Source organism: Catellatospora paridis, assembly GCF_009720365.1.
Taxonomy (GTDB): Bacteria; Actinomycetota; Actinomycetes; order Mycobacteriales; family Micromonosporaceae; genus Catellatospora; species Catellatospora paridis.
In genome coordinates, this window is the sequence record NZ_ML769314.1 from 201,772 (window position 1) to 215,392 (window position 13,621).

Annotated in this window: 10 protein-coding genes; 5 read left to right on the forward strand and 5 right to left on the reverse strand. The window is 70.6% G+C overall.

Annotated features, from left to right (window positions below):
• Positions 1 to 87: 87 nt before the first annotated feature.
• The 4 genes from F9C41_RS10015 to mraY all read left to right on the forward strand — a co-directional run bounded on the left by F9C41_RS10015 (position 88) and on the right by mraY (position 5,985).
• Positions 88 to 1,305 carry a HupE/UreJ family protein gene (locus F9C41_RS10015; protein ID WP_155386425.1) on the forward strand — a complete coding sequence of 406 codons (1,218 nt, stop codon included), beginning with the start codon at positions 88 to 90 and terminating at the stop codon, positions 1,303 to 1,305.
• Positions 1,306 to 1,446: 141 nt separating this feature from the next.
• On the forward strand, positions 1,447 to 3,423 hold the full coding sequence (locus F9C41_RS10020) for a purple acid phosphatase family protein (RefSeq protein WP_230689470.1): 1,977 nt from the start codon (positions 1,447 to 1,449) through the stop codon (positions 3,421 to 3,423).
• A gap of 91 nt (positions 3,424 to 3,514) precedes the next feature.
• Positions 3,515 to 4,591, forward strand: a complete 1,077-nt coding sequence (locus tag F9C41_RS10025) for a WxL protein peptidoglycan domain-containing protein (RefSeq protein ID WP_155386426.1) — start codon at positions 3,515 to 3,517, stop codon at positions 4,589 to 4,591.
• Positions 4,592 to 4,869: 278 nt separating this feature from the next.
• The gene (gene mraY / locus F9C41_RS10030; protein WP_155386427.1) at positions 4,870 to 5,985 is read left to right on the forward strand and encodes a phospho-N-acetylmuramoyl-pentapeptide-transferase; all 1,116 of its coding nucleotides are present in this window, start codon (positions 4,870 to 4,872) and stop codon (positions 5,983 to 5,985) included.
• 70 nt (positions 5,986 to 6,055) lie between these two features.
• On the opposite strand, the gene F9C41_RS10035 is transcribed toward mraY, so the two are convergent.
• From F9C41_RS10035 to F9C41_RS10055, 5 genes are all read right to left on the reverse strand, one after another.
• Positions 6,056 to 6,805, reverse strand: a complete 750-nt coding sequence (locus tag F9C41_RS10035) for an ABC transporter permease (protein WP_155386428.1) — start codon at positions 6,803 to 6,805, stop codon at positions 6,056 to 6,058.
• Positions 6,802 to 7,743: an ATP-binding cassette domain-containing protein gene (locus F9C41_RS10040; RefSeq protein ID WP_155386429.1), complete on the reverse strand. Its 942-nt coding sequence runs from the start codon at positions 7,741 to 7,743 to the stop codon at positions 6,802 to 6,804. Before F9C41_RS10040 ends, F9C41_RS10035 begins: the two co-directional genes overlap by 4 nt.
• 124 nt (positions 7,744 to 7,867) lie before the next feature.
• On the reverse strand, positions 7,868 to 8,443 hold the full coding sequence (locus F9C41_RS10045; RefSeq protein WP_155386430.1) for a dienelactone hydrolase family protein: 576 nt from the start codon (positions 8,441 to 8,443) through the stop codon (positions 7,868 to 7,870).
• A 123-nt stretch (positions 8,444 to 8,566) separates the two neighbouring features.
• A complete protein-coding gene (locus tag F9C41_RS10050) occupies positions 8,567 to 9,748 on the reverse strand; it encodes a glycoside hydrolase family 3 N-terminal domain-containing protein (protein WP_230689471.1) in 1,182 nt (393 codons plus the stop codon).
• 97 nt (positions 9,749 to 9,845) lie between these two features.
• Positions 9,846 to 10,697, reverse strand: coding sequence for an alpha/beta fold hydrolase (locus tag F9C41_RS10055; RefSeq protein WP_155386431.1), 852 nt, complete (start codon positions 10,695 to 10,697; stop codon positions 9,846 to 9,848).
• A gap of 431 nt (positions 10,698 to 11,128) precedes the next feature.
• Between F9C41_RS10055 and F9C41_RS10060 the strand changes: the two genes are divergently transcribed.
• A complete protein-coding gene (locus tag F9C41_RS10060) occupies positions 11,129 to 13,582 on the forward strand; it encodes a glycosyl hydrolase family 28-related protein (RefSeq protein ID WP_155386432.1) in 2,454 nt (817 codons plus the stop codon).
• Positions 13,583 to 13,621 lie beyond the last annotated feature (39 nt).

Consider the following 13,621-nt stretch of genomic DNA (forward strand, 5'->3'; position numbering starts at 1 on the left):
CGGGCGTTTGTTCGCCAGTGGTTCGCCGCTGGTCGGGCTGGTGTTCACGCGCGCCGTGCAACGTGCACTGGCCAGCTAAGGAGCACCATGTCACGGCACATCCGCCATACCCTCGCCATCGCCGCCGCCGGCATCGCCGCGGCGGTCCTCACTTTCCTGGGCGCCGCCCCGGCGTTCGCCCACGGTTTCTCCTCGACCGCGTACGTCGACCTCACCTCGGGTGAGCAGGGCCACGTCCGGACGGAGCTCGGTCTCGAGTACGACCTGCTCGTCGTGTCCGCCGCCGACTTCGGACACGTCGACGCCCTGTTCCGGGCGGGCACCGCCGCGTTCGCCGACGGTGACGCCGCAGCACAGGCCGCGGTGCTCGACGCCCATGCGGAGCCGGTCGTCGCGTACGTCACCGAGCACCTGTCGGTCACCTCGGACGGCGCGGTCTGCGCCCCGGCGCGCGTCGGCGACTTCACGATCGGCGAGCGGGAGGGCGTGCCGTACGCCGGGCTGCTGCTCGACTGGGCCTGCCCGGACCGGGCCGGCGGCCACGAGGTGCGCAGCGAGCTGTTCCCCGACGGCGAGGACTTCGTCAAGGACACCAAGACCATCGTCACGTATGACCTGGACGGCCACTCGGGCAGCGCCGCGCTCGACGCCGCGAGCCCGTCCTTCTCGACCGCGCAGACGTGGTACCAGAGGTTCGGCGAGTTCTTCGGCCTCGGCGCCGAGCACCTGCTCGGCGGCATCGACCACCTCCTCTTCCTGTTGGCGCTCATCGCCGGGTCGCGGCGCCTGCGCGAGATCGTGCTCACGGCCACGAGCTTCACCCTCGCCCACTCGGTGACCTTCCTGCTCGCCGCGCTCGGCCTGGTCCAGGTGCCGGCCGCGATCGTGGAGCCGGTCATCGCGCTGTCGATCGCGGTGGTGGCCGGTTGGCACCTGTGGTGCATCCGCCGCCGCGGCGATCACGCCGTCGACCTTGCGGAGTCTGGACGCGGCCACTTCAGCCTGGACCGTTCGGGGTGGCTGCGCCTGGCGGTGGTGTTCTGCTTCGGACTGGTGCACGGCCTGGGCTTCGCGGGCGCGCTGGGCATCGACGAGGCGTGGTCGTGGACGCTGCTCTGGTCCCTGCTGGTGTTCAACGTCGGCATCGAGGTCGTCCAGCTCGCGATCATCGCGGCCGTCTTCCCGCTGCTGATCGTGCTGCGCCGCCGTACGCCGCGGGGCGGCCTCTGGGTGACGGGCGCGGTTTCGGCCGGGGTGTCCGTGATGGGACTGGTCTGGTTCGTGGAACGGGTGTTCACGTCCTGATACCGCAGTGACCTTCGGGGAAGGGCTACCGAGCCGCCCGACGGGGTTCACCGCGGGTTCATTTGGCGGGTCAAGCGTAAGGACCGCTCCACCAAGTTGGGGGTTGCACCTCCGCGCCTCCAGAAGCAAAGGAACAGAACCTTGAACCACTCGACACGGGCCTCCGGGCTTGTGCGGCACCGCATGGCCGCAGGGGCCACCGCGGCACTGCTGGGCCTGGCCGTCGCCGTCGGCAGCGGCCTGGCCAGTCCGGCCGCTGCCGCGGACACCGCCACGCTCACCGGCATCGTCCTGGGTGTGGGCGCCGACCAGTCGCAGCGCGTCGTGAACTGGTACTCCTCCGCGGACACCGCGCAGAAGGTCCAGCTCGCCCCGACCGCAGCGATCGTCAACGGCGAGTTCCCGGCCGACGCCGTCAGCGTTGACGCCGTCGGTGCGGCGAACACCTCCACCACCGGTTTCAACCGGCACGCGACGCTCACCAGCCTGCGTGAGAACGTCGCGTACTCCTACCGGGTCGGCGCCGAGGGCAACTGGTCCCCGGCGTACTCGTTCAAGACGCAGGACTTCGAGGGCGACTACGACTTCCTGTTCTTCGGCGACCCGCAGATCGGCTCCTCCGGCGACCGGCTGAAGGACCAGGCCGGCTGGGAGGACACCCTCAAGGTGGCCACCGCGGCCAACCCGAACGCCGAGCTGCTGGTCTCCGGCGGCGACCACGTCGAGAGCGCCAACGACGAGGGCCAGTGGACCTCGTTCCTGGCTCCCGACCAGCTGCGCCAGTACCCGCTGGTGGCCACCATCGGCAACCACGACGTGGGCGGCAAGTCCTACGAGCAGCACCACTTCACCCCGAACACGGACCGCACGGCCCCGTACTACGACAACGGGAACCCGGCGGGCACCAAGTCCGGTGGCGACTACTGGTTCGTCTACAAGGACGTGCTGTTCATCGACATCAACAGCAACAGCTACAAGGTGCCGGCGGGCGGCGGCAACGTCGGCGACTCGGCGCACGTCTCGTACATCACCGACGTGATCAACAAGCACGGCGCCGAGGCCAAGTGGAAGGTGCTGGTCTACCACCACTCCATCTACTCCCCGGCCAGCCACTCCACCGACACCGACAACAAGGACCGTCGTGAGCACTTCACGACCGCGTTCTCGAACCTCGGCATCGACATGGTGCTGCAGGGTCACGACCACAGCTACTCGCGCAGCTACGCCATCAAGAACGGCCAGAAGGCCGACCCGGCGGAGCAGCCCGGCGCGGCTGAGGTGACCCCCGGCCCCGGCGGCGTCATCTACGTGACGGCGAACTCGGCCTCGGGCTCGAAGTACTACGACATCAAGACCCCGGACTCGTCCGGCACGGGCATCCGTGGCAACGGTCCGGACCCGCTGAACCCGGGCAGCTTCTGGTACAACTCCGTGCAGAACCAGGAGCACGTCCGCAGCTACGTCCGGGTGCAGGTCAAGGCCGACAAGCTCGTGCTGGAGAACCTGCGCAGCGGCACCTGTGTGGCGCCGAACGCGGCGGTGGAGAACGGCAGCGAGACCTGTGCCAACACCACCGAGGCGCAGCCGGTCGGCTCGATCGTCGACAAGGTCACCGTGCACCCGTACCAGGGTGACGGCCAGTCCATCCAGGTCAACGTGCCCAACCCGGCTCCGGGCGAGTTCGGCTGGACCATCGACGGCTACAACGGCCTGGTGAACCTGGGCGTCGCGCAGGAGCGCAACGGCACGTCCTTCCAGGCGAGCGGCAAGATCAACCCGATCCTGGTGTCGGACAGCCGCCGCTCGCTCTCGCCGTGGTCGATCTCGGCCAGCGTGGGCGACTTCCGGGACGGCGACAAGTCGTTCTCGGGTTCCTACCTCGGCTGGACGCCGAACGTGCTCGACGCCGGTGCGGGCGCCCAGGCCAACGCCCAGGTGCTCTCCGGCTTCCAGGACCAGGGGCAGGGCCTGTCGGTCTCCCGTGGTCTGAGCTGGGCCGACCAGGGTCACCCCCGTGGTTCGGCCAAGGTCGGTGCTGACCTGGATCTGCAGATCCCGGACAGCGTCGCGAAGGGCAGCTACCGCGCCACCCTCACGATCACTGCGCTGAGCAGCTGACCGATCCGCTCCACCGTGGCGGGGTGAGCGCCTCCGGGTGCTCACCCCGCCGATCGCTCCACAACTCGCTCCACTCGCGCAAGGACCCGACATGCACTCACCTGCCCCGCACCGCCGCTCCGCCGCCGCCCGGCTGCTGACCGCCGCGCTGACCCTGCTCGCCGCGCTCGCCCTGGTCGGCCTGGGCGCCGACCCCGCGCTGGCGGCCGAAGGCGACGTCGCCTGGACGGTCCGCACGGCGTCGAACAGCTACGGCGCCGACCGGTCCAGCTACAGCTACTCCGTCAACCCCGGCGGCACTGTCGAGGACGCCCTGGTCGTGGCCAACCGCGGCCCGGCCCCGCTGGACCTCGCGGTCTACGCGGCCGACGGCTTCACCACCGGCGGGGGCCAGCTCGACCTGCTCCCCAAGGACGGCAAGTCGGTCGCGGTCGGCGTATGGGTCCACGCCGAGCGCGCCGGCATCGTCCTCAAGCCGGGCGAGTCCGTCCAGGTGCCCTTCAAGGTCACCGTGCCCGCCAACGCCACGCCCGGCGACTACGTCGGCGGCATCGTCAGCTCCCTGACGCAGTCAGGCGACGCGGCGGGCATCAACGTCGACCGCCGCCTCGGCATCCGGGTGAAGCTGCGGATCGGCGGCGAGCTCAAGCCGAGCCTCGCCGTCGAGGACCTGCGGGTCGACTACGCCGGCACGGGCAACCCGCTGGGCAAGGGCGATGCCACCGTCACCTACCGGATCCACAACACCGGCAACGCCATGCTCTCGGCCCAGCAGGCGGTGTCAGTCTCGGGCCCGTTCGGGTGGCTGCGCGCCGAGGCGGGGCAACTCGCCCCGTCGCCGCAGCTGCTGCCGGGGGAGAGCTGGGAGGTGAGCGTGCCCGTGCACGGCGTGGCACCGGCGGTCAGCCTCACCGCTACCGCGACCCTCACCCCGCTGCTCGTCGACGCGTCGGGCACCACCTCGCCGCTGGCGCAGGTCGAGGCGACGGCGGGCGGCTGGGCCGTCCCGTGGACGCTGCTCCTGCTGATCGTCGTGCTGATCGCGGTCGCCGTGGGGGTGCGGGTGCTGTCGCGCCGCGGCCGCGCGCAGCGCACGCAGCGCGAGGACGCCCGCGTGCAGGAGGCCGTCGAGCAGGCGCTGCGCGACAAGGAGACGGACGCGAGCTGACCACCGTCGCGGAACTCGGCGGGAATGCGTGGGCACCGTCGGCATCCTGACCTGCGAGCGGGACATCCTCGCAGGTCAGGATGCCGACAAAACCGAGTGCGGTCGCCACTGTTGGCGCGCCTGTACGAACCTGGGCTATTGTGCCGCTCGGCGGAAATGAGGTCTCGGGTGCGTGCGGATAGGGTGGCGCTGGTGAAGGGCTCGCGATACCGGGTATGGCGGGTTGCGGACTCACCCCGGCTTCCTGGTTCAGCCGCAGCGCATGGCGGTGTGCGTCCGTGAGAGCCGTGATCGTCGCGGCGGCGGTGGCGTTTCTGTTGTCGCTGCTGGGAACGCCTCTGCTCATCAGGGTTCTGAACCGGTTGAAGGCCGGTCAGCCCATCAGAGACGAGTTGGCCCTCAAGTCCAACGAGGGCAAGCGCGGCACGCCGGGGATGGGCGGGTTGGCTTTCATCCTGGCCACCGTCATCGCCTACGTGGCCGGACACATCGCGCTGCGCGGGTTGCCGCAGGCCCAGATGGGCCAGGTCCGTCCGACCATCACCGCGCTGGTCGTGCTGGGAGTGTTCGTCTTCTGCGGCGCGATCGGCTTCGTCGACGACTACATGAAGGTGATCGGCAAGAGCAGTGCCGGGCTCAGCGCCAAGGGCAAGCTGGTCGGCCAACTGCTGGTGGGCAGTGTCTTCGGCGTGATCGCGGTGTACTACCCGTCGTCCAACGGGCAGACGGTCGGCTCCACCAAGGTGTCGTTCGTCAAGGACATCTCGTGGCTGGACATCACCAAGGTCGGCGCGGTCGTGCTGTTCGTGCTGATGGTGATGTTCATGAGCAACGCGGTCAACCTGGCCGACGGCATGGATGGCCTGGCCACCGGCGCGTCGGTACTGGTCGTCGGCGCGTACGCCATCATCGGTTACTGGCAGTACCAGCACTGGTGTGCCGACACCACCGGTTACGCGGCCAACCCGGACGCCTACTGCTACTCGGTCCGCGATCCGCTCGAAGTGGCGATGATCGCCGCCGCCGTCGCCGCGGCCTGCGTGGGCTTCCTGTGGTCGAACACCTCGCCGGCGAAGATCTTCATGGGCGACGCCGGCGCGCTGGGCCTCGGCGGACTGATGGCCGCCCTGGCCATGGCCACCCATACCCACCTGTTGCTGCCGCTCCTGGCGTTCCTGTTCGTGATCAGCCTGATGTCGGTGGTCATCCAGGTCATCTCCTTCCAGACCCGCGGCAAGCGAGTGTTCCGGATGTCGCCGATCCACTATCACTTCGAACTCGGCGGCTGGACCGAGGTCAACGTCGTGATCCGGTTCTGGATCGTCGCGGCGATCAGCGTCGCCGTCGGCCTCGGCTTCTTCTACGGCGACTTCCTGCAGAACGTGCAGCGGTAGCGCGGCGCCGCCCCGGCGAACCGAGGTTCGCGGAGGCGGCGCCGGAAGAGCCGGAGTCAGCCGGTCGCGGTCATGCTCGCTTCTGGAACGTGGCACGCGCCCACAGGTACCCGACGAGCGCGATCACGACGCACCAGGAGACGGCGAGGACCACGTTGCCGGTGTCCGGTGCGCCGTTGATCAGCCCGCGCATCGTCTCGATGATGGGCGTGAAGGGCTGGTACTCCGCGAACTCCCGCAGGCCCGGCCCCATCTTCTCCGCCGGCACGATCGCGCTGCTGAAGAACGGCAGCATGACCAGCGGCACGGCGGCCAGACCCGCCGTCTCCGGAGACTTCGCCGACAACCCCAGGGCGACCGTGATCCAACCGGCGGCGAACCCGAGCAGCACGACCACGCCGGCCACGCCGAGCCAGTCGAGCGGGCTCGCCGACGGGCTGAACCCCAGCAGGAAGGCCACGCCGAGCAGCGCCGCGATGGCGATCACGTTGGTCAGCACGCTGGCGACCACGTGCCCGGTCAGCACCGCGCCACGGGAGACGTCCATGACCTTGAACCGGTTGATGATGCCCTTGGTCATGTCGGAGTTCACCGACGTCGCGGTGGCGCCCAGCCCGTAGCAGACCGCCAGCAGCATCAGCCCCGGCGTCGCGTAGTCGATGTAATCGACGCCGACGTCGAAGGCGTCTCCGAACATGTACACGAACATCAGCATGAGGATGATCGGCATCAGGACCGCGTTGAAGACCGAGGTCGGATTCCGGGCGATGTGCCGGAAGTTGCGGCGCAACATGACCAGCGAGTGCGACTTGGCGCTCATTTCGCGTCCACCTCCGTGGTGTGGCCCGTCAGGGCGAGGAAAACGTCGTCGAGGTCGGGGGTGTGCACCGAGCACTCCTCGGCACTGAGCGAGTACTCGTCGAGCCGGTCCAGCAGCGCCCGCAGCGACTTCGTACCGCCGTCGCCGGGCACCCGCAGGGTCAGCGCCTCGGGGTCGGGGGTGGAGTCGGTCAGGACCCGCGCGGCCGCGTCGAGTTCGGCGGCGGTGGTGAACCGGAGCCGGACGTGGGTCCCGGGGATCTGGCGCTTGAGCTCGTCGGCGGTGCCCTGGGCGACCAGGCGGCCCTGATCGAGCACCGCGATGCGGTCGGCGAGCTGGTCGGCTTCCTCGAGGTACTGGGTGGTGAGGAAGATGGTCACGCCGTCGGCGACCAGGCCCCGGATGATCGACCACATCGTGCGGCGGCTGCGCGGGTCCAGCCCGGTCGTCGGCTCGTCGAGGAAGATGATCCGCGGGTTGCCGACGAGTGTCATCGCCAGGTCGAGCTTGCGGCGCATACCACCGGAGTAGGTCGACGCGGGCTTGTCCGCCGATCCGGTCAGCTCGAACCGTTCCAGCAGGTCCGCGACGACCCGGCTGCCGTCGCGGGACACCGCGCGGTTCAGGTCGACCATCAGCTGCAGGTTCTCCTGCCCCGTCAGCAGCTCGTCCACCGCCGCGAACTGGCCGGTGACGCCGATCGCCGCGCGCACCGCCTTGGCCTCGGTCGCGACGTCATGGCCGGCGACGCGGACCGTCCCACCGTCGGCGCTCATCAACGTGGTCAGCACGTTCACCGTCGTCGTCTTGCCCGCCCCGTTCGGGCCGAGCAGCGCGAACACCGTTCCTGCTCGGACCTCCAGGTCGATGCCGTCGAGCACGACCTTGTCCCGGTAGGCCTTTCGCAGTCCGGAGACCGCGATCGCTGAAGTTGTCATGCGGACGACTATCGGGATCCGGCCTGTCACCGACCTGACGCGACCCTGACACGGCGGTTCGAGCGCTGTCAGACCGGATCCACCGACGTGCTGTCCCCGTCTGCCCGGCCGACAGCGGCGCGGCTCAGCGGCGGTGCACGAAGTCGAGCACCCGCTCGGCGACGAGCGCGGCGGCGTCGGCGTCGTATGTCGCCAGCGAGCTGTCGGTGAACAGGTGCCGCTCACCCGGATAGACGAACAACTCCCCGTCGTCGGCCTCCTTGACCAGCGCGCGGGCCGCGTCGATGTCGCCCTCCCCGGCGAAGAACGGGTCCGCGTCCATGCCGTGGACCTGCACCGGAACGTCGGCCGGCCAGGCACCGCCGAACTCCGCCGGCGGGACGCAGGATTCGAGCAGCACCGCGCCGCGGGCGCCGGGCCGGGTCTGCGCCAGCCGTTGCGCGGGCAGCACGCCCAGCGAGAACCCGATGTACACCAACTCGGCGGGCAGGGCGTCGGCGGCGCGTACGCCCCGTTCCATGAGCTCGCCGAAGCCGACCTGGCGGGCGTAGGCCAGGCCCTCGTCCAGGGTCGGGAAGGTGTTGCCGTCGTACACGTCCGGGGTGTGCACCGTGTGCCCGGCCTGCCGCAGCCGGTCGGCGAAGGCCCGGATGCCCTCGGTCAGCCCCTGCGCGTGGTGGAACAGCAGCACTTCTGCCATGCGAGTTCTCCTTGTCGATCGGGTGTCTGCCGGCACCCTAGAACCCATTGCGGACGTTATGCGTCCGGAATCGTGCCGCTGACGGCAGCGGATGTCCGGTTCGGCGGGATCGGCTGGGGTGACTCAGCGCGGTGGCCACAGGGCGTCGATGCGGGCGGCGGACCGGTCGATCTGCGCGGCGGTGATCTTCCCGGCACGGATCAGCCCGAGCACGTGGTCGACGGTCTCGGTGACGATCGCCGGGTCGTAGACCGCCTGGTTGCAGAAGACGAGCTGGTCCACCCCGGCCTCCAGGGCGTACGTGGTCGCCTCGTCACGGGCGTACCGGCTCGTGATCGCGACGGCCTGCATGTCGTCGGTGACCACCACGCCGTCCCAACCCAGCTGGCCGCGGAGCAGGTCGGTGACGACGGCGTGGGACAGCGACACCGGCCGGTCGGGGTCGAGCTTGCGGTTGAGGAAGTGGGTGACCATCACGGTGTCGGCGGTGCCGGCGGCGATCAGGCGCTGGAACGGCACGATCTCGGCCCGTGTCCAGGTGTCGGTCACGTCGACGGCCTCGAAGTCGGTGTTGCCGGTGGCGCTGCCGAGCCCGGGGAAGTGCTTGATCGAGGTGCGCACCTTCGCCTCGCGGTAGGTGTCGATGGTGTCGGTCGCGCAGGACACCACGACGTTCGGGTCGGCCGAGAAGCTGCGGCCGAGCAGGGCGATCGCCGGGTTCGACGGGTTCACCGCGAGGTCGGCGACGGGGGCGAAGTTGAAGTTCACCCCGATCTGGACCAGCGTCTGCGCCATGCCCCCGGCCCAGGCGCGGGTGGCCGGGGGCGAGTTGACCGCGCCGATCTCGGCCTGCGACTTGGTGGCGGGGAAGCCGTTCTGCGGCCCGAGCCGTGCGATCTTGCCGCCCTCCTGGTCGATGGAGACGATCAGGCCGTGCGGCGCCGCACCCTGCAGCGTCTTGATCAGGGCGGTGACCTGCGCCGGGGAGTTGATGTTGCGGCTCTCGCCGGTCAGCTGGTCGCGGTCGAACAGGATGACGCCGCCGAGCCCGCGCTCGCTGATGTCCTTCATGATCCAGTCGTCGGGGCCGACCTGCGCGCCGCGGAAGCCGACGATCATCATCCGGGCGATCTTCTTGCGCAGCGCGGCCTCGTCGAGGGTGGGGCTGGCAGCCACGGGTGTGGTGGGCGCGCCGGCGGACGCCGCCGGATCCGGTCGCTTGGCGCACGCGCCCAGGCCCGCGGCGGCCACCGCGGCCCCGGCGGCGGCGAGCAGACCCCGGCGGGAGATTCCGTCCCCTGTCACCCCGTCCACGTTACTGAGCGTTGTCCCTGCTCAAGCCGATTATCGGCGGACCCCGCCGCCCGCGGGCGATGCCCGGCCCGCTCCGCTCGTCGCGACGTCATCGGTGGGGCCCGTCGCCGTGCACGAAGTCGCGGACCGCGGCGGCGAAGGCGGCGGGCTGCTCCGCCCAGGGCAGGTGTCCGGCGTCCAGGCTGATCCGGGTGGCCTGCGGCAGCGCGTGGGCCAGGGAGTCCACGCAACGGCGCGGGCGGATGTCGTGCGCGCCGTCGATGATCAGCACGGGGGTGCGTACGGTCGCCGCGGCGGCGAGCGCCGCACCCGAGTCGACGTACTCGGCGGTCTGCGCGCCCATCGCGGCATGGTGGGCGAGGTTGATGCCGAGGAACGGGGTCGCCGCCCGCTCGGCGAACTCGAGCGCCGTCGCCGGTTCGGCGAAGTCGGCGGTCCACTGCAGCACCGCCAGCTCCCGGTCCTCGGCGCGGCTGCGCTCGCGGGCGCTGAGCTCGTCGAAGCGGGCCCGGTGGGGTTCGAGCCGGGCGAGCAGCCCCGCCTGGTAGTCGGCCCGCCAGGTGGCGGCGGGGTCCACGCCGACGCCGGACACGTACACCAGGTGGCTGACGTGCTCGGGGTGGGCCAGGGCGTAGCGCAGCGCGAGCAGGCCGCCCCACGAGTGGCCGAGCACGGCGACCGGCGACCGGCCCGTGCTGCGGACCACGGCATGCAGGTCGGCCACGTTCTGCTCGATCGAGTACGGCCCGGGGGACGGGGACCGGCCGCAGCCGCGCTGATCCCACTGCACGACGGCGCAGTCCCCGCCGAGCAGCGCGGCCGGATCGTCGAAGTAGTCCCACAGCCCAGGCCCGCCGTGGCACAGCGCCAGCGCAGGGCCGTCGCCCGTCCGCCGCGTCCACAACTCTGCCCCGTCGTCCGTTCGCACCGTCTCGATCACCCCGACATTGTCCGCCCACGGCGACGGTCTGGGGTGGATGCTCCACAAGGGTGCAAGGACTTGCGTGATACGGCGAGAAATTTGCGTAAACGCTGCTGTCGGCAGGCTGCCACAAGGACGAAACGCGCCCCAGATACAGCTTCTCATGGCCGCCGCGACCTCGAAAAGAACAGTACTACCAGGTATTACGCGTGGTCTGTCGATGGGCGCGGGGGATGCAAGAGAATCCTGGACGTTTGTTTGAATTTTGCGTACGGCTCTGGACGTGGCGACGGTCGCGGACCTAATCTGCTGACATCTTCGGAACACGCTCGCGACGTGTCCGAAACAGCCGCCGAACACCGCCCGCGACGCGTGCCGGCCGCGATCCCATACCCCCGAATCCTTGAGCGCGCCCCCATCCGCGCGGATCATCCCGATAGGAGCCATTGATGAAGCTCCGCACCGCCCTGCTGGCCGCGACGACGGTCGCCGCGGCCGGCGTGCTGGCCGCGACGAACGCCACGGCCGCCGTCGCCGGTCCGGCCCTGCCGACCGTGCCCACCCTGCCCGGCACCGCCCTGCCCCTGCCCGTGCTGTACGGCGCGCGTGGCGCGGCCGTGCCCTTCACCGAGTACGAGGCCGAGCACGCCCGCACCGACGGCCGGGTGCTCGCGGCGACGCGCGCGTTCACCCAGCTCGCCGCGGAGGCGTCCGGCCGCCGCGCGGTCGCGCTCGACGCCGGCGAGTGGGTCGAGTTCAACCTGGCCAAGCCCGCCAACGCGGTCGACGTGCGCTACTCCGTGCCGGACGGCACGAGCGGCACGCTGACCGTGACGGCGAACGGCAAGACCGCCGGGCAGCTCGCCCTGACCTCGAAGTACGCGCACGTGTACGGCAACTACCCGTACACCAACGACCCGGCCGACCGGGGTCAGCACCACTACTTCGACGACGTGCGCACCACGTTCGGCCGCACCCTGCCGACCGGCACCAAGGTGCGGCTGAAGGCGAGCGCCGCCACCGTGGTCGACCTCGCCGACTTCGAGGTCGTCGCCGCCGCCCCGGCCGGGCCCGCGGGTCACCTGAACGCGCTCGACTTCGGCGCGGACCCGACCGGCGCGGCCGATTCGGGTGCGGCCTTGCAGGCGGCCATCGACGCCGCCCGCGACCAGCAGCGCGGCCTGTGGATCCCGCCGGGCGACTACACCGTGACCCGCCACCTGCAGGTGGACCGGGTGACGGTGCGCGGCGCGGGCCCCTGGCACACCGTGCTGCGCGGCGCGGGCGTGGGCGTGTTCGGCAACGCCGCGCCGAACCCGAGCACCGACGTGCACCTGTCCGACTTCGCGGTCTTCGGCGAGACGGTGGTGCGCGACGACGCCACCATCGACAGCGGCTTCGGCGGCGCGCTGAGCGCCTCGACCATCAAGAACGTCTGGGTCGAGCACGTCAAGGTGGGCATGTGGTTCGACGGCCCGTCCGAGGGCCTGACCATCGACGGCGGCCGGATCAAGAACGTCTGGGCCGACGGGCTCAACCTGCACGACGGGGTCAGCCGCAGCACGGTCACCAACCTGTTCGTCCGCAACACCGGCGACGACGGCATGGCCATGTGGTCGGCGACCAACGCCGACACCGGCAACACCCTCACCCGCAACACCGTCTCCGTGCCGCTGCTGGCCAACGGCTTCGCGGTGTACGGCGGCCGGGACAACACGGTCAGCGACAACGTCGCCGCCGACACCGTCACCCAGGGCGGCGGCGTGCACGTGGGCAACCGGTTCGGTGCGAACCAGCTCGCCGGGACCACCACGATCAGCGGCAACCTGCTGGTGCGCACCGGCAGCCTGGTGCCCAACGAGCCGACGCAGATCGCCGCGCTGTGGTTCTGGGCCGCCGACGCCCCGATGACCGGGACCGTCCAGGTCCGCGACACCACGCTGCTGGACAGCTCGTACGCGGGGATGCAGTTCTTCGGCAAGGCCATCACGAACGTGTCCGTGGAGCGGGTGACCGTCGCCGGGGCGGGCACGGTGGCCCTGCAGTTGCAGGCGCCCGGCGCGGCCTCTTTCGCCAAGGTCGTCGCGTTCGGACTGGGCGACAAGGGCGTCCACGACTGCGCCAGTGGTTTCGCGGTGACCCGCGGTGCGGGCAACCTCGGCTGGACCGGCACCCGGTGCGGCTTCGCGCCGGCCGGTCAACTGGAGATCGCGCAGGCCACCGGGGTCGAGTACGGCTTCCAGCCGATCGGCGTCGAGGCGGTGCAACCCGTCGCGATCACCAACCCCGGTCCGAAGCCGGTCACGGTCGACGCGGTCGTGCCGCCGCGCGGGTACACCGTCGACAGCGGCTGCGCCGTGATCGCGGTCGGCGCGACCTGCACCCTCCAGGTGCGGTTCGCTCCGGCGACCTCGGGCAACTACGCGGGTCCGCTGACGATCCACAGCTCTTCGCCCGCCGGTCCGTACGTGGTGGGACTCAGGGGCATCGGGTTCGACCCGGAGGGCAACCTGGCGCTGGGCCGCGACATCACGTCCAGCTCGCAGGCCGGCTGGTGGATCGCGCCGCCGAACCTGGTGGACGGCGACTCCTCGACGTACTTCGAGAGCCTCAACGGGGCCTTCCCGCAGACCGTGACGCTGGACCTGGGCCACCAGGTGTCGGTCAGCCGGATCGTGCTGAAGCTGCCCGCCAACTGGGGCGGCCGCTGGCAGACCATCGCCGTGTCGGCCGACGGCGCGCCGCTGGTCGACGCGGCCGAGCACCTGTTCGCGCCGGAGACCGGCAACATCGTCACCATCGCCTTCCCGGCCGTCGCGGCCCGCGAGCTGACGCTGACGTTCACGTCCAACACCGGCTGGCCGGCGGCGCAGATCTCGGAGTTCGAGGTCTACGCCCACTGACCGGTCGGCGCCGCCGCGTCCGTCGTGCCCACACCGGCA

Bases quoted from the DNA above. Each gene is read 5' to 3' on its own strand.
- F9C41_RS10015 (WP_155386425.1), top strand. From the start codon at position 88: ATGTCACGGCACATCCGCCATACCCTCGCCATCGCCGCCGCCGGCATC.
- F9C41_RS10025 (WP_155386426.1), top strand. From the start codon at position 3,515: ATGCACTCACCTGCCCCGCACCGCCGCTCCGCCGCCGCCCGGCTGCTG.
- F9C41_RS10035 (WP_155386428.1), bottom strand. From the start codon at position 6,805: ATGAGCGCCAAGTCGCACTCGCTGGTCATGTTGCGCCGCAACTTCCGG.
- F9C41_RS10040 (WP_155386429.1), bottom strand. From the start codon at position 7,743: ATGACAACTTCAGCGATCGCGGTCTCCGGACTGCGAAAGGCCTACCGG.
- F9C41_RS10045 (WP_155386430.1), bottom strand. From the start codon at position 8,443: ATGGCAGAAGTGCTGCTGTTCCACCACGCGCAGGGGCTGACCGAGGGC.
- F9C41_RS10060 (WP_155386432.1), top strand. From the start codon at position 11,129: ATGAAGCTCCGCACCGCCCTGCTGGCCGCGACGACGGTCGCCGCGGCC.